Source organism: Rhizobium sp. SU303, from assembly GCF_021052345.1.
Classification (GTDB): domain Bacteria; phylum Pseudomonadota; class Alphaproteobacteria; order Rhizobiales; family Rhizobiaceae; genus Rhizobium; species Rhizobium laguerreae.
Genome location: NZ_CP088095.1, coordinates 4,152,501 through 4,175,522, shown reverse-complemented (window position 1 = coordinate 4,175,522; position 23,022 = coordinate 4,152,501). Strand labels below are relative to the sequence as shown.

Here is a 23,022-nt window from a genome sequence, read left to right as displayed (position 1 = left end):
GACGCTGAAATTCCGGCTTTCCGGCATTGCCGCAGAAAAGAAAATGCCGCCCGAAGGCGGCATTTTCGCGGATCTTTGCGGGCTTGCCTCAGACCTGCTCGAAGGCGCCGTGGCAGTGCTTGTATTTCTTGCCGGAACCACAGGGGCAGGTCTCGTTGCGGCCGACCTTGCCCCAGGTGGCTGGGTCATCCGGGTTGCGGTTTTCAGGAGAAACGATGACTTCCGACGCCTGGTAGATCGCCGGGGCGAAATCGTCCTCGCCGGTCGTCGGATCCAGGTGATGGGCCTGCATCAGCGGCGGTTCAGGCTCGGCAGGGGCCTGCTGCACCAGTTCGACGCGCATCAGTTGAGCGGTGACGGCCTCGCGCAGATTGTTGAGCAGAGCCGTGAAGAGCTCGAAGGCTTCCGACTTGTATTCCTGCAGCGGATCGCGCTGGGCATAGCCGCGGAAGCCGATGACGGAGCGCAGATGGTCGAGGTTGACGATGTGCTCGCGCCAGAGATGATCGAGCGTCTGCATGACGATCGAGCGTTCGACATAATGCATGATGTCGTCGCCGAAACGCTCGGCCTTTTCAGTGAAGGCCGCATTGGCGGCTTCCGTCAGGCGCTCGCGGATGTCGTCCTCGCCGATGCCTTCTTCCTTCACCCAGTCCTCGACCGGCAGGTCAAGATTGAGGATGTTCAAAGCAGCGGTCTTCAGGCCGGCGGCGTCCCATTGTTCGGCATAGGCGCGCTCGGGGATATGCTTTTCGACCATGTCCTCGATCACCTCACGGCGCATGTCGGAAACGGTCTCGGAAATATTGGTCGATTCCATCAGTTCGAGGCGCTGCTCGAAGACCACCTTGCGCTGATCGTTGAGAACGTCGTCATACTTCAGGAGGTTCTTGCGGATATCGAAGTTGCGGGCTTCGACCTTCTTCTGAGCGCGCTCCAGGGCCTTATTGATCCAGGGATGGACGATCGCTTCGCCTTCCTTGAGGCCGAGCTTGGTCAGCATGCTGTCCATGCGGTCGGAGCCGAAGATGCGCATCAGGTCGTCCTGAAGCGAGAGGTAGAACTTCGAGCGGCCGGGGTCGCCCTGGCGGCCGGAGCGGCCACGCAGCTGGTTGTCGATGCGGCGGCTTTCATGGCGTTCGGTGGCGATGACGTAGAGACCGCCGGCTTCGAGCGCCTTCTGCTTAAGCTGCTTGATCTCCTCGATGATCGCCTGGATCCGGGCATCACGCTCCGGTCCGGCTTCGACTTCGCCGAGTTCGCGTTCGATGCGCATGTCGAGATTGCCGCCGAGCTGAATGTCTGTGCCGCGGCCGGCCATGTTGGTGGCGATGGTGATGGCACCCGGCACGCCGGCCTGGGCGACGATGTAGGCTTCCTGCTCGTGGTAGCGGGCGTTCAGCACCTTGAAGTCGTCGAAGCCCTGCTTGCGCAGGCGCTCGGCGAGCAGTTCCGATTTCTCGATCGAGGTCGTGCCGACCAGCACCGGCTGGCCGCGCTTGTGGGCGTCGAGGATCTCCTCGATGATCGCCTTGAACTTCTCGTCGAAGGTCCGGTAGACCTCGTCGTCCTCGTCGAGGCGCTTGATCGGCAGGTTGGTCGGTACCTCGATGACATCGAGATTGTAGATGTTGGCGAATTCTTCCGCTTCCGTCTGCGCCGTACCGGTCATGCCGGCGAGCTTGTCGTACATGCGGAAGTAGTTCTGGAAGGTGATCGAAGCCAGCGTCTGGTTTTCCGGCTGGATCTGCACCTTTTCCTTGGCCTCGAGCGCTTGGTGCTGGCCTTCCGAATAGCGGCGACCCGGCATCATGCGGCCGGTGAACTCGTCGATGATGACGACTTCGTCGTTGCGGACGATATAGTCCTTGTCGCGCTGGAAGAGCTTGTGGGCCTTCAGCGCGTTGTTGACGTGGTGGACGATCGCAACGTTCTCGATGTCGTAGAGCGCGTTGCCCTTCAGGAGGCCGGCCTGGCGGAGCAGGTTTTCCAGCTTCTCGGTGCCCTCTTCGGAGAAGTTGGCGGAGCGCTGCTTCTCGTCTATCTCGTAGTCGCTGGGCTCCAACAGCGGAATGTAGGCGTCGATCGTATTATAGAGTTCGGAGCGGTCGTCGAGCGGACCGGAGATGATCAGCGGCGTGCGCGCCTCGTCGACGAGGATCGAGTCCACTTCGTCGACGATTGCGAAGTTGTGGCCGCGCTGGACCATCTGGTTCTTCTCGTACTTCATGTTATCGCGCAGATAATCGAAGCCGAGTTCGTTGTTGGTGGCGTAGGTGATGTCGCAGGCATAGGCCGCGTGGCGCTCCTCGTCGGAGAGACCGTGGACGATGACCCCGGTGGTCATGCCGAGGAAGCCGTAGACGCGGCCCATGGTGGCGGCATCGCGCTGGGCGAGGTAATCGTTGACGGTGACGACGTGCACACCCTTGCCGGAAAGCGCGTTCAGATAGACCGGCAGGGTGGCGACGAGGGTCTTGCCTTCGCCGGTCTTCATCTCGGCGATCGCATTCGAATGCAGAATCATGCCGCCGACCAGCTGTACGTCAAAAGGTCGCAGGCCAAGAACGCGGCGCGAGGCTTCGCGCACGACGGCAAAGGCCGGGATCAGAATGTCGTCGAGCGTCTTGCCCTCGGCGAGCAGGGCGCGAAACTCCGCGGTCTTTGCCGCGAGCTGCTCGTCCGTCAGGGCCTTCGTCTTCTCTTCGATAGAGTTGATGGCAGTGACGTTCGGCTGGTAGGACCGCACGCGGCGGTCATTCGAAGACCCAAATAACTTGCGGGCTATACCGCCAAAGCTGACCATATGACTGGCCCTTTCTCAATATTCATCCCCGGCGTTGCTTGTTCGCGGCCCAGCCGAAAATCAGGCGCGCGCCTTAAAACGCCCGGAAACTGTTCTGGACGCGAGGTTGCGTGACAGATAAGAGGGGGGTCGAATGATGTCAACGGATTTGGCGGATACAGAAAGGCCACAATCCAGTGTTGATGGCTATTTTGGGCTGGATTCAGGGGATGCTGAAACCGGCAATGTAACTGTGAAGGGTATTTCATGTTGAGCACCAACAAACTTGCCGTTCTGGCGTTTGCAACCTTTGTTGCGCTCCAGGCCCCGGCCTATGCCGATGACGCCGTCATCGCCAAGGTTGGCACCCTGGAGATCCACCAGTCGGAACTCGACCTCGCCGTCGCCAATCTCGATCCCCAGCTGGCGCAGCTTCCCGATGACCAGAAGAAGGTCGCAGCCCTTTCCGCAGCCATCGACGTGAAGCTGCTCGCCGCCGACGCTGCCACCGAGAAGCTTGATCAGACCGACGAATTCAAGAAGCGCATGCAGTATCTCTCCGACCGCGAGTTGCACAATGCCTATTTCAAGAAACATGTCGTCGATATCGTGACGCCTGACGAAGTCAAAGCCCGTTACGACAAGGAAGTCGCCGCCCTGCCGAAGCAGGAGGAAGTCCACGCCCGCCACATCCTCGTCAAGACCGAGGACGAAGCCAAGGACATCATCAAGCAGCTCGACGCCGGCAAGGATTTCGCCGAACTCGCCAAGGAAAAGTCCACCGATCCGAACAAGTCGGAAGGCGGCGATCTCGGCTATTTCTCGCGCGGCCGCATGGTCAAGGAATTCGAAGACGCAGCCTTCGCGCTTGAGAAGGGCACCTATTCCAAGACGCCCGTCAAGACCGATTTCGGCTTCCATGTCATCAAGGTCGAAGATAAGCGCGATGCCCCGCCGCCGCCCTTCGAGCAGGTGCAGGATCAGGTTCGTCAACTCGTCATGCGCGACAAGTATCTTGCGCTTCTGAACCAGGCGAAGGCGTCCGCCAAGATCGAGATCACGGACGAGACGCTGCGCAAGGGTTACGACCAGGCAAACAAACAGCCGGAGCCGGGCAGCGAGCCCGTCGCGCCGGTGCCGCAGCAGTAATAGTCGCATCAGGGCCCGGTTCTTCCGGGCCCTTCACTATCGTGGTTGTCGCATTTCCGGACGGCGAACCGGTTTCCATTTCGCCTGGAAATGCTCATTGGCAGGTCTCATCATGTCCGGTTCCGTCTCTCCGCTCGCTCCGAAATCCTTCGTCTCGATGCCGCCGCTGCGCGGCGTGCGCCTGGCGACGGCTTCCGCCGGCATCAAGTACAAGAACCGCACCGACGTGCTGATGATGGTCTTCGATAAGCCGGCGGCTGTCGCGGGCGTCTTTACCCGCTCGAAATGCCCGTCGGCGCCGGTCGATTTCTGCCGGGCCAATCTCCCCCATGGCAGCGCGCGTGCCGTCGTCGTCAATTCAGGCAATGCCAATGCTTTCACCGGCCTGAAGGGCCGCCAGGCGACCGCGCTGACGGCGAAGTCGGCTGCCGCTGCCGTCGGCTGCGCCGAAAACGAGGTCTACCTGGCCTCGACCGGGGTCATCGGCGAGCCGCTCGATGCCACCAAATTCGCAGGCGTTCTAGATCGGATGCAGGTCGAAGCGACCGGCGATTTCTGGTTCGAGGCCGCCAAGGCGATCATGACGACCGACACCTATCCGAAGGTTTCGACCCGCAGCGCCGAGATCGGCGGCGTGGCCGTGACGATCAACGGTATCGCCAAGGGTGCCGGCATGATCGCGCCTGATATGGCAACGATGCTCTCATTCGTCGTCACCGATGCCGACATTGCGCCTGCCGCGCTGCAGGCGCTGCTGTCCGACGGCGTCGGCCCGACCTTCAATTCCATGACCGTCGACAGCGACACCTCCACCTCGGACACACTGATGCTGTTTGCGACGGGTGCGGCGGCCGAGGACGGCCAGGCCCGCATCGAACGCGCCGACGACCCGCGGCTTGCCGCCTTCCGGGCCGCGCTCAACGAAGTGCTGAAGGATCTGTCGCTGCAGGTGGTGCGCGACGGCGAGGGTGCCACCAAGATGCTCGAAATCACCGTGACGGGGGCCGAGAGCGATGCCGCCGCCAAGCGCATCGCGCTGTCGATCGCCAATTCGCCGCTGGTCAAGACCGCGGCCGCCGGCGAAGACGCCAATTGGGGCCGTATCGTCATGGCCGTCGGCAAATCCGGCGAGATGGCCGACCGCGACCGGCTCGCCATCTGGTTCGGCGATATCAGGGTCGCCGTCAATGGCGAGCGTGATCCCGATTATTCCGAGGCGGCTGCCTCGGACGTCATGAAGGCGCAGGATATCCCCGTCAAAGTCGATATCGGGCTCGGCACTGGTTCGGCAACCGTCTGGACCTGCGACCTCACCAAGGAATATGTTGCGATCAATGGCGACTATCGGAGCTGATCGTTCATTGGCGCAGGCATCCATTTCTTCACACAATCTGCCACTGGTGCGTAGGCTGGAGGCCGTTGGCTTCCGCGCCTGGCCGGCGGCTTCCGTGCAATATGACGGCAGCTGGCAGGTGCGGCTGACGGCCGGTCACCCGTCCAACCGGCTGAACTCGATCGTACCGCTCGATCCCTCGGATCATCGCGACGTCGAAATCCGCCTGGAAAAGGCGAGCCGGAAGTTCGAGGCCTATGGCCGCGCCGCCGTGGTCCGCCAGACGCCGCTTGCCTCGCCGGTGCTGATCGAACTTCTGCGCGCGCAGAACTGGACGCGCTTCGACGATACGGTGGTGATGACATGCGACCTTGCCGAGGCGGAGCTGCCGGATACGCTCGATCACCTGCCGACCCATGATGTCGGTCGTTTCGTCGACGCCAACCTCGCCGTCGACCAGGCGCCACTGAGGCTGAAGCCGGCGCTTGCCGAAATCATTTCGGCGATCAAGCCGCCATCCGGCCTGTTCATGATCGAGAACGCGGCGGACGGCCCGCTTGCGACCGTGCTCTGCGTCCAGGACAACGACCTCGCCGGCATCATGTCGCTTTCGGTGTCCGAGGCGCGGCGGCGCGAAGGGCTCGGCACCGAAATCCTGACCTCGGCGCTGCGCTGGGCGCGCATGCGCAGTGCCCGTTCGGCCTGGCTGCAGGTGAAGCTGTCCAACCGACCGGCCATCGCACTTTATGAGCGCCTCGGTTTTCGCGACGCCTATCATTATTGCTATTGGCAGCAGGAGCCGCGATGAGCGAGGCAGGCCGGAAGATATTGCTGGTCGCCGCCTGTGCGCTGATCGATGCCGATGGGCGTATCCTGTTGGCACAGCGCCCCGAGGGAAAGTCGCTCGCCGGGCTCTGGGAGTTTCCCGGCGGCAAGGTCGAGCCGGGTGAGACGCCGGAGGAAACGCTGGTGCGCGAGCTCGAGGAAGAGCTCGGCATCAACACCAAGATCGCCTGCCTTGCGCCGCTTACCTTTGCCAGCCACTCCTACGAGACCTTCCACCTTTTGATGCCGCTTTATATCTGCCGGCGCTATGAGGGCATTCCCCAGGGCCGGGAGGGCCAGGCGCTGAAATGGGTGCGCCCGCAGGCGCTGCGCGAATATCCGATGCCTCCGGCCGACGAGCCGCTCATCCCGATGTTGCAGGATTTACTTTAGCATTATCTGATTATTATTGTGCCACACCATTTTCGGCTGTGGATATTAATGGATCGTTTAACACCTTCTGCCAAAGATCGGCCTCAATCAAGCATCTGGCGTGCGTGTATTAAAAGGCTTGACGTCATGGACGATGATTTCTGGAAAGCTGTCCGGGAAAAGGAACGGGCCTCGTCTGCCTCGCGCAGGACGGGTGCGCTGAATATCGCCCTCCTGTTCGGCACGGCGGTAGTCGCGCTGACGCTTATTCTGACGCCAATGCTTGCGGATTCCTCGAAGAAAAGCGTCTTTGCCAGTGCTCCGGCGGATTTCGATACGATCACGACGGGATCGATCCCCAAGAGCGAAAGTGGCAAGCGTTATACGATCCGCCGCAGTGTCCTCCAGGATACGCCCGGTTCGGTCTGCGTCGTCCAGGGCTATGGCGTCGGCGCCGGCTGCTGAAAAATGGCGGCCGTCGCCCGATGGTCGTGGAATTGGTCGTTTGCCGTCGGTCTCGCTCAGAGGGTCTCGTAATAATGCGTATTTTGAGAGCATTTCTTGCAGATAGCAGAGGTGCGACGGCAATTGAGTATGGCTTGATCGCCGCCCTCATTTGTGGCGCACTCATCTCCGGTCTGGGGTTCTTCACCGGCGCCTTGCAGGACGTCTTCAACGTGATCAACAACAATATGACGGTGAATTGAAGAAGCAGCCGGGCGTTACTGCTTGAGCTTGTGTTCGTCCACCTTCAGTGCATCGGCAAGGCGCGCCTTGGCCGAACCCGGCTTGAGCGGCTTTTGCTGGCTCTCGTGGGCAGCCCATCCCGAGACATAGATGATCGAGAAGGTGGCGCGGATACGTCCGTCGGGATCGGCATAACGTTCGGCGTAGATCTCCGCTGCGCGCAGGAAGAAGGCGCGCGTCAGTGGCATCCGGGCGCGGGCTGCAAGCGGATTGCTCATGCCCATCGCTCTCAGATCCCGCATCAGCGGAAAGAGCGAATCATAGCGCACCGTATAATTCTCCGCATCGATCACCGGCAACGTGAAGCCGGCGCGCTGCATGAGGCTGCCGACATCGCGCACATCGGCGAAGGGAATGACACGCGGGCTTGCGCCACCTGTCATCTCGACCTCGGCGGTCAGCAGCACGTCGCGCAGTTCCTGCAGGGTGCCGGCGCCGGGGATCGCGGCCAGGAAAAGGCCGTCCGGCTTCAGGGCGCGGCGGATCTGGATGAAGACACCCGGCGTATCGTTGGTCAGATGCAGGCTAAGCGGCGCAAGGATGAGATTGGCCGATTGCGGTTCGAGCGGCACGTCCTCGAGCGGCGCCTCGATCAAGATTTCGTCCGGCCCGGCATAGGCCTTCTCGCTTTCAACGCGGATCATCGTACCGATCTTGCCCGTTGCCAGCGCGGCCCGGGCGGCAGCACCGGTCGCGCCATGCAGTTCGACGGCGGTCCCGAAAGTCCGCTCGACCACGGAAAGCCTTTCGCCCATTTCCTCAGCGACGATGTCGAGCAGGAAGGCGGCTTTCGGATCGTTGTTGGCAAGCGCGCGATGGCGATGTGCGGCGATCAGGGCTCTGTCGAAGATCGTATCCATGGCGATGTCCTTAGTCCCGCGCCGTCTGTGCGGCAAGACGATTTTCCTTTCGTGGAGAACGCGCTAGTCTCTGCGGCATGGGGCCAATCGAATTGAAAAGACCGGCAGAATTCTTGCGCACGCATCTCTTGCGGCCGTTTTCGGCGCTTGCCGATTTCTTCTATCCGCCGGCCTGTTCCGTCTGCGGCATTTCGACCGGCGGCCATCGCGGGCTCTGTGCGAAATGCTGGTCCGGTATCCGCTTCATCGAACGGCCCTATTGCGAAGTGCTCGGCATTCCCTTCTCGCACGATCTCGGCGCCGGGATCCTCAGCGCCGAGGCGATCGCCAACCCGCCGCCCTTCGACCGGCTGCGGTCGGCGGCGACCCACGACCACGCGGTCCGCGATCTCGTCCATGGGCTCAAATATCGCGATCGCACCGATCTGGCGCCGATGATGGCAGCCTGGATGCTGCGCGCTTCCGACGGGACGGTCGAAAGCTGCGATGCGCTGATCCCGGTGCCGCTGCACCGTAGCCGTATGCTGGCGCGCAAGTTCAACCAGGCAGCCGAGCTTGCCCGCCATATGGCAAGGCTCTCGGGCAAGCCGCTGCTGGCTGCCACGCTTATGCGCGTCAAGCGCACCAGCCAGCAGGTCGGCCTTGGCGCCAAGGCGCGAGAAGACAATGTCAGGGGCGCTTTTGCGATCGCCAAGGGCTGCGAAAACGACATTTTCGGCAAGCGCATCGTGCTTATCGGCGACGTCTATACAACAGGGGCGACGGTCGCTGCGGCAAGCCGGACGCTACGCAAGGCGGGTGCGGCCGACATAACGGTTTTGACCTTTGCAAGGGCTCTCTCCGAGCCTATATGACAGAAATACCCGGCATCGGTCTGGAGAGATTATGGTACCCGTCACAATCTATACACGGCAGTTCTGCGGCTATTGCACCCGCGCCAAGTCCCTTCTCGAGGAAAAGGGTGTCGAATATGTCGAGCACGACGCGACCTTTTCGCCGGATCTTCGCCAGGAGATGATCGGCAAGTCGAACGGCCGTACCACTTTTCCGCAGATCTTCATCGGCGCCGATCATGTCGGCGGTTGCGACGATCTCTTTGCGCTCGATCGGGCCGGCAAGCTCGACCCGATGCTGGCAGCCTGAGGAAGAACCGATGAGCTTCAAGGCCGCCGCCGTCCAGATGTGCTCCGGGGTCGATCCGGCGAGGAATGCCGCCGCCATGGCGCGGCTGGTACGCGAGGCCGCTGGCCAGGGCGCGACCTATGTGCAGACGCCCGAAATGACTGGCATGCTGCAGCGCGACCGTACAGCGGCACGCGCCGTGCTTGCCGACGAGGCGCATGACATCATCGTCAAGACCGGCTCAGATCTCGCCAGGGAACTCGGCATCCACATGCATGTCGGTTCGACGGCGATCGCCCTTGCCGACGGCAAGATCGCCAATCGCGGTTTCCTGTTCGGCCCCGACGGTAAGATCCTCAATCGTTACGACAAGATCCACATGTTCGACGTCAACCTCGACAATGGCGAGAGCTGGCGTGAAAGTGCCGCCTATACGGCCGGCTCGGAGGCCCGCGTCCTGTCGCTGCCCTTTGCCGAAATGGGCTTTGCAATCTGCTACGATGTGCGGTTTCCCGCACTCTTCCGCGCCCAGGCGGTTGCCGGCGCCGAGGTGATGACAGTTCCTGCCGCCTTCACCAAGCAGACCGGCGAGGCGCATTGGGAGATCCTGCTCAGGGCACGCGCGATCGAGAACGGGGTCTTCGTCATCGCCGCCGCGCAGGCCGGCCGGCATGAGGATGGGCGCGAGACTTTCGGCCATTCGATGATCATCGATCCCTGGGGCACGGTGCTGGCGTCGGCCGGTGCCACCGGCGAGGCGGTCATCGTCGCCGAGATCGATCCGAGTGCGGTCAAGGCCGCACATGACAAGATCCCGAACCTGAGGAATGGCCGGGAATTCTCGGTCGAGAAGATTGCGGGCGCAATCGCCGGAGGCGTCGCCGCTTGATCCGCTATTCCCTCACCTGTGACAATGCCCATGAATTCGAAGGCTGGTTTTCGGAAAGCGCCGATTTCGACCGTCAGCTCGAAACCGGTTTCCTGACCTGCCCGGTCTGTCATTCCGCTGCCATTTCCAAGCTGTTGATGGCGCCGTCGGTATCGACCGCGCGTGGGAAAGACAAGATGCAGACGCTGGCGATGGATGCCATGCGCCGCGAGGCCCTGCAAAAGCTCAAGGAGGCCGTTGCGGCGGTCAAGGCCAATTCCGAGGATGTCGGCACGAAGTTTCCCGAAGAAGCCCGCAAGATCCACTATGGTGAGGCGGATGCCCGCGGCATCATCGGCCAGGCGACAGTCGACGAGGCGCAGGCGCTCTTGGAAGAGGGCATCGAGATCGCAGCCATTCCGGTTTTGCCGGAAGACGTGAACTGACATGCAGTCCGCGCGTCTGGCCGTCTGCAATTTCAGCCTGCAGGTCGAGCTGCTGAAAGTGTAGCCGGCTTACTGGCGGAGGAAACTATGCCGGCCGCTTCGCCAGCAGCATATAATTCACATCCATATCCTTGGACAGGTTCCACTGGTTCGACAGCGGATTGAAGAAGACGCCGGTGCGGTCGGTGATCTCAAGGCCGCTTGTCACCAGCGGCTTTTCCAGTTCTTCCGGCCGCACCAGCTTTTCATACTGATGGGTGCCGCGCGGCAGCCAGCGTAGAATGTTCTCGGCGGCGAAAATGGCAAGCGCTGCCGCCTTCATCGTGCGGTTGATGGTGGCAACGAAGATCAGGCCGCCGGGGCGGACCATTTTTGCGCAGGTGGTCATGAAGAATTCGACATCGGCGACGTGCTCCACCACTTCCATGTTCAAGACGATATCAAAGGTCTCGCCGGCGTCCGCGAGTTCCTCGGCGGTGACGGCGCGATAGTCGACCGAAACGCCGGAGGCCTTCGCATGGGTGGAGGCGATGCCGATATTCTTCTCGGACGGATCGGCGCCGACGACGGAAGCGCCCATGCGGGCGACAGGTTCGGACAACAGACCGCCGCCGCAGCCGATATCGAGCACGCGCAGCCCCTCGAGCGGGCGGGCGCTTTTTGGATCACGGCTGAAATTCTCGCAGGCCTTGTCGCGGATATAGGCGAGCCGGACGGGATTGAACTTGTGCAGTGGTTTGAACTTGCCGGTCGGGCTCCACCATTCCGCCGCCATCGCCGAGAAGCGGTCCACTTCGCCCTGGTCGATCGTGCTTTTGGCGCCTTCCGTCATCGTCCACTCCTTCATTCGTGACATGTGAAGTCGGATTATCGGGGGCATAAGTCAAGGGGCGCGGATCAGGGGACTGGCGAGCCCGGAACCGCTCACCAATAGCTTTTATCGCGTGCGCTTGCCTCCCCCCGTCAAACTCGCTAAGAGACGCCGCAACTTGGGGCCTTTAGGGCCTGGGCTTTTAGAGCGGTTCCAGAAGTTGGAAATCCGGCTCTTTGGCCCAAACGGTCTGCCCCAGAGCTTTCGTGATGCCGGGTCCGGTTTTCCGATTTCCCGGCGCCAGTCGTGGTAGAGGCATATGGCACGCATCGTAATGAAATTCGGCGGCACGTCCGTCGCTGACCTGGACCGCATCAAGAACGTTGCCCGCCACGTAAAACGCGAAGTCGATGCCGGGCACGAGGTGGCGGTGGTGGTGTCGGCCATGTCCGGCAAGACCAATGAACTGGTCGGCTGGGTCCAGGGCACGCCGAAAGTGATCGGCGCCAATTCTCCGTTTTACGATGCGCGGGAATATGACGCGGTGGTCGCATCTGGCGAGCAGGTGACCTCGGGGCTGCTGGCGATCGCATTGCAGGCGATGGATATCAATGCGCGTTCCTGGCAAGGATGGCAGATCCCGATCCGCACCGACAACGCGCATGGCGCGGCACGGATCATGGAGATCGACGGCTCCGACATCGTCAAACGGATGGGCGAGGGGCAGGTCGCCGTGATCTCCGGCTTTCAGGGGCTGGGACCCGACAACCGTATCGCGACGCTCGGGCGCGGCGGATCGGACACTTCGGCCGTTGCAATCGCGGCAGCTGTCAAGGCGGATCGCTGCGATATCTATACCGATGTCGACGGCGTCTACACGACCGACCCGCGCATCGTGCCGAAGGCGCGCAGGCTGAAGAAGATCGCCTTCGAAGAAATGCTGGAAATGGCATCGCTCGGCGCCAAGGTACTGCAGGTGCGCTCGGTCGAGCTTGCCATGGTACACAAGGTGCGCACCTTCGTGCGCTCATCATTCGAAGATCCCGATGCTCCGGGCATGGGCGATCTGCTGAACCCGCCCGGAACGCTGATTTGTGACGAGGATGAAATCGTGGAACAGGAAGTAGTCACCGGCATCGCCTATGCCAAGGATGAGGCTCAGATCTCGCTTCGCCGTCTTGCCGACCGGCCGGGCGTTTCTGCAGCGATCTTCGGGCCGCTCGCCGAATCCCATATCAATGTCGACATGATCGTCCAAAATATTTCCGAGGACGGGTCGAAGACCGACATGACCTTCACCGTGCCATCAGGCGACGTCGAGAAGGCGATCAAGGTACTCGGCGACCATAAGGAGAAGATCGGCTACGATGTCGTGCAAAACGAATCGGGGCTGGTGAAAGTATCGGTCATCGGCATCGGCATGCGCAGTCATGCGGGCGTTGCCGCTACCGCATTTCGTGCACTTGCCGAAAAAGGCATCAACATCAAGGCGATCACCACCTCCGAGATCAAGATTTCCATCCTGATCGACGGTCCCTATGCAGAACTCGCTGTCAGGACTTTGCATTCCTGCTACGGTCTGGATAAGAATTGATTCCCAGCGGGCGGCCTGCCCCTTCAGGTTGAGGAGATGAGGCCGGCCCGCCGGGGACTAAGTGCGTTGTTTCGGGAGCTTGAGACGCCATGAGAGACCTTTCCGGCGGTCCGCGCGTGCTGCTCAGGCGGCTGCGCGAGTTGATGGCGGAGCCGCTGGAGCCGCAGGAGCGTCTTGACCGGATCGTCCGCCAGATCGCCGGCAACATGGTGGCGGAGGTTTGCTCCGTCTATGTGCTGCGCGCCGACGGCGTCCTCGAACTCTATGCGACCGAAGGCCTCAACCGCGAGGCCGTGCACCTGGCGCAATTGAAGATGGGGCAGGGCCTGGTCGGGACCATCGCGGCCTCGGCCCAGCCGCTGAACCTTTCCGACGCGCAGTCGCACCCTGCCTTCCGCTACCTGCCGGAAACGGGCGAAGAAATCTACCATTCCTTCCTCGGCGTGCCGATCCTTAGGACCGGGCGCTCGCTCGGCGTTCTCGTCGTGCAGAACAAGGCGAGCCGAAACTATCGTGAGGAAGAGCTGGAAGCGCTCGAGACGACGGCGATGGTGCTTGCAGAGATGATCGCCACCGGCGAGCTCAAGAAGATCACCAAGCCGGGCCTCGAACTCGACCTGACGCGTTCGGTGACGGTTGACGGTGATACTTATAATGACGGCATCGGCCTCGGTTACGTCGTGCTGCACGAGCCGCGCATCGTCGTCACCAATCTGCTGAACGAAGATACCGAGAAGGAAATCCGACGGCTGGCCGAAGCCATGGGCTCGCTCAGGATTTCGATCGACGACATGCTGTCGCGTCGCGACGTGTCGATGGAGGGCGAGCATCGCGACGTGCTCGAAACCTACCGCATGTTCGCGCATGACCAGGGCTGGGTGCGCAAGCTTGAGGAAGCGATCCGCAACGGCCTGACGGCGGAAGCGGCGGTCGAGAAGGTGCAGAGCGACACCAAGGCGCGGATGATGCGGTTGACCGACCCTTATCTGCGCGAACGCATGCATGACTTCGAGGATCTGGCGAATCGGCTGCTCAGACAGTTGACCGGTTATACCGGCCGGACGACCGCCGAAGGTTTCCCCAGCGACGCAATTATCCTGGCGCGCGCGATGGGGGCGGCCGAACTGCTCGATTATCCGCGTTCTAATGTCCGTGGGCTGGTGCTGGAAGAAGGGGCGGTGACAAGCCACGTGGTGATCGTTGCGCGGGCCATGGGCATTCCCGTCATCGGCCAGGCGGCGGGCGTGGTGGCGCTCGCCGAGAACGGCGATGCGGTGATCATCGACGCCGACGAGGGACATGTGCATCTGCGGCCGATGGCCGATCACCGGCGTTCCTACGAGGAAAAGGTTCGCTTCCGCGCCAGGCGGCAGGAGCAGTTCCGGGCGCTGCGCGCCGTCGAGCCGGTCACCAAGGATGGGCAGCGGATCGCGCTGATGATGAATGCCGGCCTGCTGGTCGACCTGCCGCAGCTTTCGGAATCGGGTGCCGAGGGCATCGGACTCTTCCGCACCGAGCTGCAGTTCATGATCGCCTCCACCATGCCGAAGGCGGAGGAGCAGGAGCAGTTCTATCGCAATGTGATTAAGCAGGCGGCGGGCCGCACCGTCACCTTCCGTACGCTCGATATCGGCGGCGACAAGGTCGTGCCGTATTTCCGCGGCCATGAAGAAGAAAATCCGGCCCTCGGCTGGCGCGCCATCCGGCTGTCGCTCGACCGGCCGGGACTGTTGCGCACCCAGCTGCGCGCTCTGCTAAAGGCATCGGCCGACACCGAGCTGAAGCTGATGGTGCCGATGGTGACCGAGGTTTCCGAGCTGAGGATGGTGCGCGAGCTGTTGCAGAAAGAAGTGCAGCATCTCTCGCGTTTCGGTCACGGGCTGCCGCGCAAGCTGCAATTCGGGGCGATGCTGGAGGTGCCGGCACTGCTTTGGCAGCTCGACGAGCTGATGGAGGCGGTGGATTTCGTATCGGTCGGCTCGAACGATCTCTTCCAGTTCGCGATGGCGGTCGATCGCGGCAATGCGCGGGTCTCTGACCGCTTCGACCCGCTTGGCAAGCCGTTCTTGCGCATCCTGCGCGATATCGTACGCGGGGCGGACCGGAACAAGACGCCGGTGACGCTCTGCGGCGAACTCGCCAGCAAACCGATCTCGGCGATGGCGCTGCTCGGCATTGGCTTCCGCTCGATCTCAATGTCGCCGGCCTCGATCGGACCGGTGAAGGCGATGCTGCTCGGGCTCGATGTCGGGGCACTGGCGAAGGCGATGGACGAGGTGCTGGATGATCACCACGCCATGATGCCGATGCGCGAGGTGCTTGCCCGCTTCGCCGAGAGCCACAATATTCCCCTTTAGACAGAGAAAAGAAGAATCGGAGTGAAGGGTGGCGAAGCTTCCCGTTGAAAAGATGCGCGAACTGGAACGCCGTTTCGGCGAGATCGAGGCGCGCATGTCGGCTGGCCCGGCGGCCGATGTTTATGTGAAGCTCGCATCCGAATATTCCGAGCTGCAGCCTGTCGTGACGAAGATCCGCGTCTATGAGAAGGCGGTCGCCGAGCTTGCCGATCTTGAAACGCTGCTCGAGGACAGGTCGGTCGACCGCGAGATGCGCGACCTCGCCGAGCTCGAGCTGCCCGAGGTGAAGGAACAGATCGAGGCGCTTGAGCAGGAGATGCAGATCCTGCTCCTGCCGAAGGACGCAGCCGACGAAAAGAGCGCCATCCTCGAAATCCGCGCCGGCACGGGCGGCTCGGAAGCGGCCCTTTTCGCCGGCGATCTCTTTCGCATGTATGAGCGCTTTGCGGCCGAAAAGGGCTGGAAGGTGGAGGTGCTCTCGGCAAGTGAGGGCGAAGCCGGCGGCTACAAGGAAATCATCGCGACGATCACCGGCAGGGGGGTCTTTGCCAAGCTGAAATTCGAATCCGGCGTGCATCGCGTGCAACGCGTGCCGGAAACCGAGGCGGGCGGGCGTATCCATACGTCGGCCGCAACGGTTGCGGTGCTGCCGGAGGCCGAGGAGATCGACATCGAGATCCGGGCTGAAGATATCCGCATCGACACGATGCGATCTTCGGGTGCGGGCGGCCAGCACGTCAATACGACGGACTCGGCTGTGCGCATCACCCACCTGCCGAGCGGCATTGTCGTCACCAGCTCGGAAAAATCGCAACACCAAAATCGCGCCAAGGCGATGCAGGTGCTACGCTCCAGGCTTTACGATGCCGAGCGGCAGAGAGCCGACAGCGAGCGCTCTGCCGATCGCAAGAGCCAGGTCGGCTCCGGCGACCGATCGGAACGTATCCGCACCTATAATTTCCCGCAGGGGCGAGTGACGGACCATCGCATCAATCTGACGCTCTATAAGCTGGACCGGATGATGGAAGGCGAGATCGAGGAGGTCGTCGACGCGCTGATGGCCGATTACCAGGCCAGCCAGTTGGCGCAGCTCGGCGAGCAACAATGAGCTCGATGGTCGCCGATATGCTTGCCGAAGCGCGCCGCCGCTTCACCGAAGCCGGTATCGTCGACCCGGCGGCCGATGCGCGGCTGCTTGTCGCGGGCCTTCTGAAACTGTCGCCGACCGAGTTGTTGACGCGATCGGCCGAGAGGCTTTCTGCCGAGCAGGCCGAAGTGATTTTCAAGGCGCTGGAGCGGCGGCTCGGTCATGAGCCGGTGCATCGCATTCTCGGCGAGCGGGAATTCTACGGCCTGCCACTTCGGCTTTCGGCGGAAACGCTGGAACCTCGGCCCGATACGGAAATCCTGGTCGATACGGTTCTCATCTATCTCAAAGACCTTGCAAAGGCGCAAAGCCGTCTCCATATCCTTGACATCGGAACCGGGACCGGGGCGATATGCCTTGCGCTTTTGAGCGAATGTCCCGATGCGTCAGGCGTCGGCAGCGACATATCGGCGGACGCACTTTTGACGGCAAGATCGAATGCAGAAAGAAACGGCTTGCAGGATCGTTTTGAGGCCGTACAGTCGAGTTGGTTCGAGCACATCCAGGGATCCTTTCACGCGATTGTCTCAAATCCGCCCTATATTGCTTCCAATGTCATTCACGATCTCGCTCCCGAAGTGACTAAATTTGATCCGGCAGCGGCTCTGGATGGCGGCCCGGATGGGCTTGACGGCTACAAAGCCATAGCCAAGGATGCGGCAAGGTTCATCAGGCCCAATGGGGTCGTCGGACTGGAGATCGGCTACGATCAGCGAAACGACGTGACGGCGATCTTTGAAGCGAAAGGCTTCAGGTGCCTTAAATCCGTGAAAGATTATGGTCAGAACGACAGGGTGCTTGTGTTCGCGCTCGCGTGAAAGACGATAATGCGGCATTGGGCGAGACATTATTGTTATTGCGAAGAAAAGGCTTGGATTTCCCGGTGAAGCAATATAGGTTGCGGTCACGTGTTGGGCAGATAGGAATGAACGAGATTCGTTCGGTACTTGGTTTGCCTCGGGGGTCCGCTCTTTTAAACGAGAGTTTCAACGGTTGAACACGACCCAATGCGTGAATCAGTCAAACTGACTTGAGAACCAAGCGGCAGGTCGGCGCAAAGGCGCAGTATGCTCGCGGCACAAAGGTCCTGACCCGGTTTCCGGTCATGGCGGTTGGTGCCATGTATCCATCACAAACAGAGAATTCAGGTGAACGATCTATGAGGCCAGGACAGCAGAACAAGCGCGGTCGAGGGCGTGGTAACAATAACAACGGCGGCGGTGGCGGCGGCGGTGGAAATAACAATAACAACAATTTCAACCGCAAGGGCGGCAATCCGCTGACCCGGTCCTATGACAGCTCCGGCCCCGATGTGAAGATTCGCGGTACGGCGCAGCATATCGCCGAAAAATACGCGCAGCTCGCCCGCGACGCCCAAAGCTCCGGCGATCGCGTGATGGCCGAGAACTATCTCCAGCACGCCGAACATTACAATCGTATCATCGCCAGCGCCCAAGCGCAGATGCAGGAACGCTTCCAGCGTGACGACCGTGGCGAGTACAATGATCGCGAAGGTGCGGACCGCGACGGCGACGATATGGACAACAATGAGAATGACAATGACAATGACGGCGACGATGTCGTTATCGTCCAGCCGCCGCAGAGCAGGCCGCACCAGCCGCAGCAGAGCAGACAGCACCAGCCGCAGGCACAGCCGAAGCCGGTAGCCTCTCAGGCGCCTGCGCCGGCACCTCAGTCCGAGGTCATCGATGGAACCGGCCCCCAGCCGGAGATCGAAGGCATTCCGGCCGAAGTCGCGATGGACGAGGAAGGTGCCGGCGGCCAGCCGCGCGAACGCCAGCCCCGCCGCCGCAGCACCGGCAGCCGTCCCCGTCGCCCGCGTCGCGGTGCTGAGGGCGAAGAAGCCGCCGCTGAAGGCGAGGGCGCCTCTGCCGAGGCGCCGGTGCTGGCTGACGTCGCCTCGGAATGAGGATTTCGCTTTCCCTTCAGGGGAGAGCGTGACGGTCATGCCATCTACTCGAATTAGCTTGAAAATCCCCGGCCTTGTGCCGGGGATTTTCATTTTATGGGCTCTTTAAACTCGCAGAACCGGCTACCATATTCTCTTCGAACTGCTTCGCCCGAATCCCAGCCGGGCAAAGCGCGACCTGCCTTTTCAGGGGGTCGATCTCAATCATCGGTCTGCGCCTCTTCAGGGCAGGGCGATCTATGGAGGTAGAATATGAATATCGAGAAATATTCGGAGCGGGTGCGCGGTTTCATCCAGTCCGCCCAGACCTATGCGTTGGCGCAGGGTCACCAGCAATTTACACCGGAACATGTGCTGAAAGTCCTGCTCGACGACGATCAGGGCATGGCGTCGTCGCTGATCGAGCGTGCCGGCGGCGATGCCAAGGCCGCCCGCCTGGCCAATGACGCGGCTCTCGCCAAGTTGCCGAAGATCTCCGGCGGCAACGGCAACATCTATCTGGCACAACCGCTCGCCAAGGTCCTTTCGACCGCCGAAGAAGCGGCGAAGAAGGCCGGCGACAGCTTCGTCACTGTCGAGCGCCTGCTGCAGGCGCTGGCGATCGAATCCTCGGCCTCGACCTTTTCGACGCTGAAGAACTCAGGCGTGACGGCCCAGGGCCTCAACCAGGTCATCAATGACATCCGCAAGGGTCGGACGGCGGATTCCTCCAATGCCGAGCAGGGTTTCGACTCACTGAAAAAGTTCGCACGCGACCTCACCGCCGAAGCCCGCGAGGGCAAGCTCGACCCGGTGATCGGCCGCGACGACGAAATCCGCCGCACCATCCAGGTGCTTTCGCGCCGCACCAAGAACAATCCTGTGCTGATCGGCGAACCTGGCGTCGGCAAGACGGCGATCGTCGAGGGCCTGGCGCTGCGCATCGTCAACGGTGACGTGCCGGAATCGCTCAAGGACAAGAAACTGATGGCGCTCGACATGGGCGCGTTGATTGCCGGTGCGAAATACCGCGGCGAATTCGAGGAGCGGCTGAAGGCGGTGCTCAATGAAGTCCAGGCGGAAAACGGCGAGATCATCCTGTTCATCGACGAGATGCACACGCTGGTGGGCGCCGGCAAGGCGGATGGAGCGATGGATGCTTCCAACCTCCTGAAGCCCGCCCTTGCCCGCGGCGAGCTGCATTGCGTCGGCGCGACGACGCTCGATGAATATCGCAAACATGTCGAGAAGGATCCGGCTCTTGCCCGCCGCTTCCAGCCCGTCGTTGTCGACGAACCGACGGTCGAAGATACGATCTCGATCCTGCGTGGCCTGAAGGAAAAATACGAGCAGCACCACAAGGTGCGCATCGCCGATGCGGCGTTGGTGGCGGCTGCGACGCTTTCCAACCGCTATATCACCGACCGTTTCCTGCCCGACAAGGCGATCGACCTGATGGACGAGGCGGCAGCGCGGCTGCGCATGCAGGTGGATTCCAAGCCGGAAGAGCTCGACGAACTTGACCGCCGCATCATGCAGCTGAAGATCGAGCGCGAAGCGCTGAAAAAGGAAACGGACGTCGCGTCCGCCGACCGTCTGAAGCGGCTGGAAACCGAGGTGACCGATCTCGAGGAACAGGCCGATGCGCTGACGGCCCGCTGGCAGGCGGAAAAGCAGAAACTCGGCCTTGCCGCCGATCTCAAAAAGCAGCTCGACGATGCCCGCAACGAACTGGCGATCGCCCAGCGCAAAGGCGAATTCCAGCGTGCCGGCGAGCTGACCTACGGCGTCATTCCCGATCTTGAAAAGCAGCTCGTCGATGCCGAGAAGCAGGATGGCGACCGCGGCGCGATGGTGCAGGAGGTGGTCATCCCCGACAACATCGCCCATGTCGTGTCCCGCTGGACCGGCATTCCGGTCGACAGGATGCTGGAGGGCGAACGCGACAAGCTGCTTCGGATGGAAGACGAACTGGCGAAATCGGTGATCGGTCAGGGCGATGCGGTTCAGGCCGTGTCGCGCGCCGTCCGCCGCGCGCGCGCCGGCCTGCAGGATCCGAACCGGCCGATCGGTTCGTTCATCTTCCTCGGCCCGACCGGCGTCGGCAAGACGGAGCTCACCAAGGCGCTCGCCCGCTTCCTCTTCGACGACGAAACGGCGATGGTGCGCATGGATATGTCGGAATATATGGAGAAGCACTCCGTTGCCCGGCTGATCGGTGCGCCTCCCGGCTATGTCGGTTATGACGAAGGCGGAGCGCTGACGGAAGCGGTGCGCCGCAGGCCCTATCAGGTCGTGCTGTTCGACGAGATCGAAAAGGCGCATCCCGACGTCTTCAACATCCTGCTGCAGGTGCTGGACGACGGACGCCTGACGGACGGTCAGGGCCGGACGGTCGACTTCCGTAACACGATGATCATCATGACTTCGAACCTCGGCGCCGAATATCTGACGCAACTGAGGGACGGCGACGACAGCGACACGGTTCGCGAGCAGGTGATGGAGGTCGTGCGCGGACATTTCCGGCCGGAATTCCTGAACCGCATCGACGAGATCATCCTCTTCCATCGCCTGAAGCGCGAGGAGATGGGCGCGATCGTCGATATCCAGCTGAAGCGGCTGGTGGCTCTGCTATCCGAGCGCAAGATCGTCATCGATCTCGACGAGGAAGCCCGCCATTGGCTGGCGAACAAGGGTTACGATCCGGTCTACGGCGCAAGGCCGCTGAAGCGGGTGATCCAGAAGTTCGTGCAGGATCCGCTGGCCGAGCAGATCCTGTCCGGCCAGGTGCCGGATGGATCGACGGTGACGGTGACGAGCGGTTCGGACCGGTTGCAGTTCAGGACAAGGCAGACGGTGAGCGAAGCAGCGTAAATCCAGTTTGCCGGATGAATGGGAAATGGCGGCTTCGGCCGCCATTTTTCGTTGGGTGGCCGGGGCGTCTGTCGGAGGCGAAGCAGCGTAGATAGACGCTACTTGCTCGCCACCTGGTCTGGTGTCTGGTTGTTCAGCAGCGTATCGATGCGCTTGCGCTCGTCTTCGAATTTCGCCAGCGCCTCGCCCTGCAGCGATTTGCCGCCCGGCAGCCGGATGCGCAGCGGATCGACCTTGGTGCCATTGACGATCAGCTCGTAATGCAGGTGCGGGCCGGTGGATTCGCCCGTCGTGCCGACCCAGCCGATCACCTGGCCCTGGCGGATCTTGGCGCCGGGGACGACGCCCTTGGCGATGGCGCTCTGGTGATTGTAGGAGGATTCATAGCCGTTGGCATGGCGCACGATCGTCTGGTTGCCGTAACCGCCGGAATCCCAGCCGGCCTTTTCGACCGTGCCGTTGCCGGCGGCGATGATCGCCGTGCCGCGCGGTGCTGCCCAATCGACGCCGGTGTGCATGCGGGCGAAACCGAGGATCGGGTGGCGGCGCATGCCGAAGCCAGATTTGAAGATGCCGTTCGGAACCGGGTTGCGCAGCAGGAACTGGCGGATGCTCTTGCCGTTCTCGTCGAAATAATCGACCGTGCCGTCGTCGGGGTCCTGGAAACGGTAGAAGCGCGTCTGCGTATCGCCGAAACGGGCGTTGACATAGAGCAGTTCGGAATCCTCGGTCGCCTGACCGGCGCTGTCGGCGACGGAGAAGAAGGCTTCGAGACTGTCGGTCGGCCTCAGCTGCGCCTGGAAATCGACATTGCTGGCGAGCAGCTTGATGATCAGCGCCGTCATATCCTTGGTCATGCCGTAGGAAAGGGCAGCACGATAGATGCCGTCATAGACGCGCGGCAGGTTCTGGCCGGGCGGTGGTGCGAAGGAATTGTCATCGAAGGCGGTGGCGATGGCATCCAGCATCGGCGGCTCGCTGCCGGGCACGTACCTGCCCTTGTCGTCGACGGCCACGGTGACGAGATGGCGCGTGCCGCGATAGACGCTGGCTCGGATGATCTTTGCCTGTTCGCCCTTCTGAATGATGCCGATGCGCAGTACATCGCCCTTGTCGAGATCAGGAGAACCCAGTTGCTGCGCGATATAGCCGGCGATGCCATCGGCATATTGCTGCGGATAGCCTGAATCCGTTAGCGCTTTGGCGATCGGCGTGTCGACGCGCACCGGCAGGATGTCGTCGGCGAATTCTTCGGTCTGCGGCGTGATCGATTCCGATGCGGAGACCGTCATGTTCTGTTCGAGCACGCGGGCGGACAGACCGGCGGTCAGATCGACATCGGCGTCCTCGTTGGAGAAACGACGCGGATCGACATAATAAAGGGCTGCGAGCTGCGTGTTGCCGTCCGTCAGCACCGAGCCGTTGGAACGCACGTTCTCTTCGACCTCCTCGAGCGACAGGCCGGATGCCATCTGCATGCTGGTCTTGCCGGTCGGGAAGGGAATGGTCTTCAGGCTGACTTCGGATTCGACGTCGGATCCGTAAAGCGCACCTGTGCGGCTTTGCGGCGCGGGCTGCGGCTCGTCGGCGGAAAAGATCGCCAGGGGATCGAAGTCCGGATAATCTTCCGTCGCCACATGGTTGGCGGCCAGCGTCATCTTCACATGCGCGAAGGGCTGGCGGCGCACGACTTCCTTTTCGCCGTCGTGGACGACGGTCGAGACTTCCATGATGGCACGGTCGGACGGTTTTGCGGCGATGGCGGGCGCGATCAGCCGGCCACCGCGGACCACTGTCGTATCCTCATGGGCGTCTGCCGCAAC

General features: G+C 61.8%; 20 protein-coding genes (1 of these 20 cut by a window edge). 16 read left to right on the top strand and 4 right to left on the bottom strand.

The genetic code is table 11. From position 1 onward, the window contains the following. Positions 1 to 88: 88 nt before the first annotated feature. The gene (gene secA, locus RlegSU303_RS20570) at positions 89 to 2,806 is read right to left on the bottom strand and encodes a preprotein translocase subunit SecA (RefSeq protein ID WP_168279153.1); all 2,718 of its coding nucleotides are present in this window, start codon (positions 2,804 to 2,806) and stop codon (positions 89 to 91) included. A 246-nt stretch (positions 2,807 to 3,052) separates the two neighbouring features. On the opposite strand from secA, the gene RlegSU303_RS20565 reads away from it, so the two are divergent. The 6 genes from RlegSU303_RS20565 to RlegSU303_RS20540 all read left to right on the top strand — a co-directional run bounded on the left by RlegSU303_RS20565 (position 3,053) and on the right by RlegSU303_RS20540 (position 7,171). Further along, positions 3,053 to 3,934 (top strand): peptidylprolyl isomerase, encoded by an 882-nt coding sequence (locus RlegSU303_RS20565; RefSeq protein ID WP_077977744.1) that lies wholly within the window; start codon positions 3,053 to 3,055, stop codon positions 3,932 to 3,934. 112 nt (positions 3,935 to 4,046) lie between these two features. Then, positions 4,047 to 5,288: a bifunctional glutamate N-acetyltransferase/amino-acid acetyltransferase ArgJ gene (argJ, locus tag RlegSU303_RS20560; RefSeq protein WP_077978064.1), complete on the top strand. Its 1,242-nt coding sequence runs from the start codon at positions 4,047 to 4,049 to the stop codon at positions 5,286 to 5,288. Next, positions 5,269 to 6,075 (top strand): GNAT family N-acetyltransferase, encoded by an 807-nt coding sequence (locus tag RlegSU303_RS20555; RefSeq protein WP_168264180.1) that lies wholly within the window; start codon positions 5,269 to 5,271, stop codon positions 6,073 to 6,075. The genes argJ and RlegSU303_RS20555 overlap by 20 nt, the downstream gene beginning before the upstream one ends. After that, positions 6,072 to 6,485, top strand: coding sequence for an 8-oxo-dGTP diphosphatase MutT (gene mutT / locus RlegSU303_RS20550; protein ID WP_017962262.1), 414 nt, complete (start codon positions 6,072 to 6,074; stop codon positions 6,483 to 6,485). The genes RlegSU303_RS20555 and mutT overlap by 4 nt, the downstream gene beginning before the upstream one ends. 126 nt (positions 6,486 to 6,611) lie before the next feature. Next, positions 6,612 to 6,929, top strand: a complete 318-nt coding sequence (locus RlegSU303_RS20545) for a hypothetical protein (RefSeq protein ID WP_003543245.1) — start codon at positions 6,612 to 6,614, stop codon at positions 6,927 to 6,929. Between the two features lie 74 nt (positions 6,930 to 7,003). Then, positions 7,004 to 7,171: a Flp family type IVb pilin gene (locus tag RlegSU303_RS20540; RefSeq protein ID WP_151519857.1), complete on the top strand. Its 168-nt coding sequence runs from the start codon at positions 7,004 to 7,006 to the stop codon at positions 7,169 to 7,171. 15 nt (positions 7,172 to 7,186) lie between these two features. Here RlegSU303_RS20540 and RlegSU303_RS20535 read toward each other — a convergent pair whose 3' ends face one another. Next, positions 7,187 to 8,071 (bottom strand): methyltransferase domain-containing protein, encoded by an 885-nt coding sequence (locus RlegSU303_RS20535; protein WP_017962260.1) that lies wholly within the window; start codon positions 8,069 to 8,071, stop codon positions 7,187 to 7,189. Between the two features lie 77 nt (positions 8,072 to 8,148). On the opposite strand from RlegSU303_RS20535, the gene RlegSU303_RS20530 reads away from it, so the two are divergent. The 4 genes from RlegSU303_RS20530 to RlegSU303_RS20515 are packed head-to-tail and all read left to right on the top strand — an operon-like array spanning position 8,149 to position 10,507. After that, positions 8,149 to 8,925: a ComF family protein gene (locus RlegSU303_RS20530; RefSeq protein ID WP_231283302.1), complete on the top strand. Its 777-nt coding sequence runs from the start codon at positions 8,149 to 8,151 to the stop codon at positions 8,923 to 8,925. A 31-nt stretch (positions 8,926 to 8,956) separates the two neighbouring features. Continuing rightward, on the top strand, positions 8,957 to 9,214 hold the full coding sequence (gene grxC, locus RlegSU303_RS20525) for a glutaredoxin 3 (RefSeq protein ID WP_011653683.1): 258 nt from the start codon (positions 8,957 to 8,959) through the stop codon (positions 9,212 to 9,214). Between the two features lie 10 nt (positions 9,215 to 9,224). Next, a complete protein-coding gene (locus tag RlegSU303_RS20520; RefSeq protein WP_231283301.1) occupies positions 9,225 to 10,082 on the top strand; it encodes a carbon-nitrogen hydrolase family protein in 858 nt (285 codons plus the stop codon). Beyond that, positions 10,079 to 10,507, top strand: coding sequence for a DUF1178 family protein (locus RlegSU303_RS20515; RefSeq protein ID WP_131720601.1), 429 nt, complete (start codon positions 10,079 to 10,081; stop codon positions 10,505 to 10,507). The genes RlegSU303_RS20520 and RlegSU303_RS20515 overlap by 4 nt, the downstream gene beginning before the upstream one ends. An 85-nt stretch (positions 10,508 to 10,592) precedes the next feature. On the opposite strand, the gene ubiG is transcribed toward RlegSU303_RS20515, so the two are convergent. Next, positions 10,593 to 11,339 carry a bifunctional 2-polyprenyl-6-hydroxyphenol methylase/3-demethylubiquinol 3-O-methyltransferase UbiG gene (gene ubiG, locus RlegSU303_RS20510; RefSeq protein WP_131720600.1) on the bottom strand — a complete coding sequence of 249 codons (747 nt, stop codon included), beginning with the start codon at positions 11,337 to 11,339 and terminating at the stop codon, positions 10,593 to 10,595. A 298-nt stretch (positions 11,340 to 11,637) separates the two neighbouring features. On the opposite strand from ubiG, the gene RlegSU303_RS20505 reads away from it, so the two are divergent. The 6 genes from RlegSU303_RS20505 to clpB all read left to right on the top strand — a co-directional run bounded on the left by RlegSU303_RS20505 (position 11,638) and on the right by clpB (position 21,199). After that, positions 11,638 to 12,912, top strand: coding sequence for an aspartate kinase (locus tag RlegSU303_RS20505; protein ID WP_011653679.1), 1,275 nt, complete (start codon positions 11,638 to 11,640; stop codon positions 12,910 to 12,912). A gap of 89 nt (positions 12,913 to 13,001) precedes the next feature. Continuing rightward, positions 13,002 to 15,269, top strand: coding sequence for a phosphoenolpyruvate--protein phosphotransferase (gene ptsP / locus RlegSU303_RS20500; RefSeq protein WP_017962255.1), 2,268 nt, complete (start codon positions 13,002 to 13,004; stop codon positions 15,267 to 15,269). Positions 15,270 to 15,297: 28 nt separating this feature from the next. Next, complete coding sequence (gene prfA / locus RlegSU303_RS20495) at positions 15,298 to 16,377, top strand: peptide chain release factor 1 (protein ID WP_027666756.1); 1,080 nt, start codon at positions 15,298 to 15,300, stop codon at positions 16,375 to 16,377. Further along, positions 16,374 to 17,234 carry a peptide chain release factor N(5)-glutamine methyltransferase gene (gene prmC / locus RlegSU303_RS20490; protein WP_017962253.1) on the top strand — a complete coding sequence of 287 codons (861 nt, stop codon included), beginning with the start codon at positions 16,374 to 16,376 and terminating at the stop codon, positions 17,232 to 17,234. Before prfA ends, prmC begins: the two co-directional genes overlap by 4 nt. Before the next feature lie 341 nt (positions 17,235 to 17,575). Further along, positions 17,576 to 18,346 carry a DUF4167 domain-containing protein gene (locus RlegSU303_RS20485; RefSeq protein ID WP_017962252.1) on the top strand — a complete coding sequence of 257 codons (771 nt, stop codon included), beginning with the start codon at positions 17,576 to 17,578 and terminating at the stop codon, positions 18,344 to 18,346. A 252-nt stretch (positions 18,347 to 18,598) separates the two neighbouring features. Beyond that, the gene (gene clpB / locus RlegSU303_RS20480; protein ID WP_131720599.1) at positions 18,599 to 21,199 is read left to right on the top strand and encodes an ATP-dependent chaperone ClpB; all 2,601 of its coding nucleotides are present in this window, start codon (positions 18,599 to 18,601) and stop codon (positions 21,197 to 21,199) included. Positions 21,200 to 21,297: 98 nt separating this feature from the next. On the opposite strand, the gene RlegSU303_RS20475 is transcribed toward clpB, so the two are convergent. Then, a protein-coding gene (locus RlegSU303_RS20475; RefSeq protein WP_029871130.1) for a M23 family metallopeptidase crosses the window boundary here: on the bottom strand, positions 21,298 to 23,022 show its 3' portion. 216 nt of this gene lie beyond the right edge of the window; the window shows 1,725 of its 1,941 coding nt (coding positions 217-1,941); its start codon lies off the right edge, out of view; its stop codon occupies positions 21,298 to 21,300.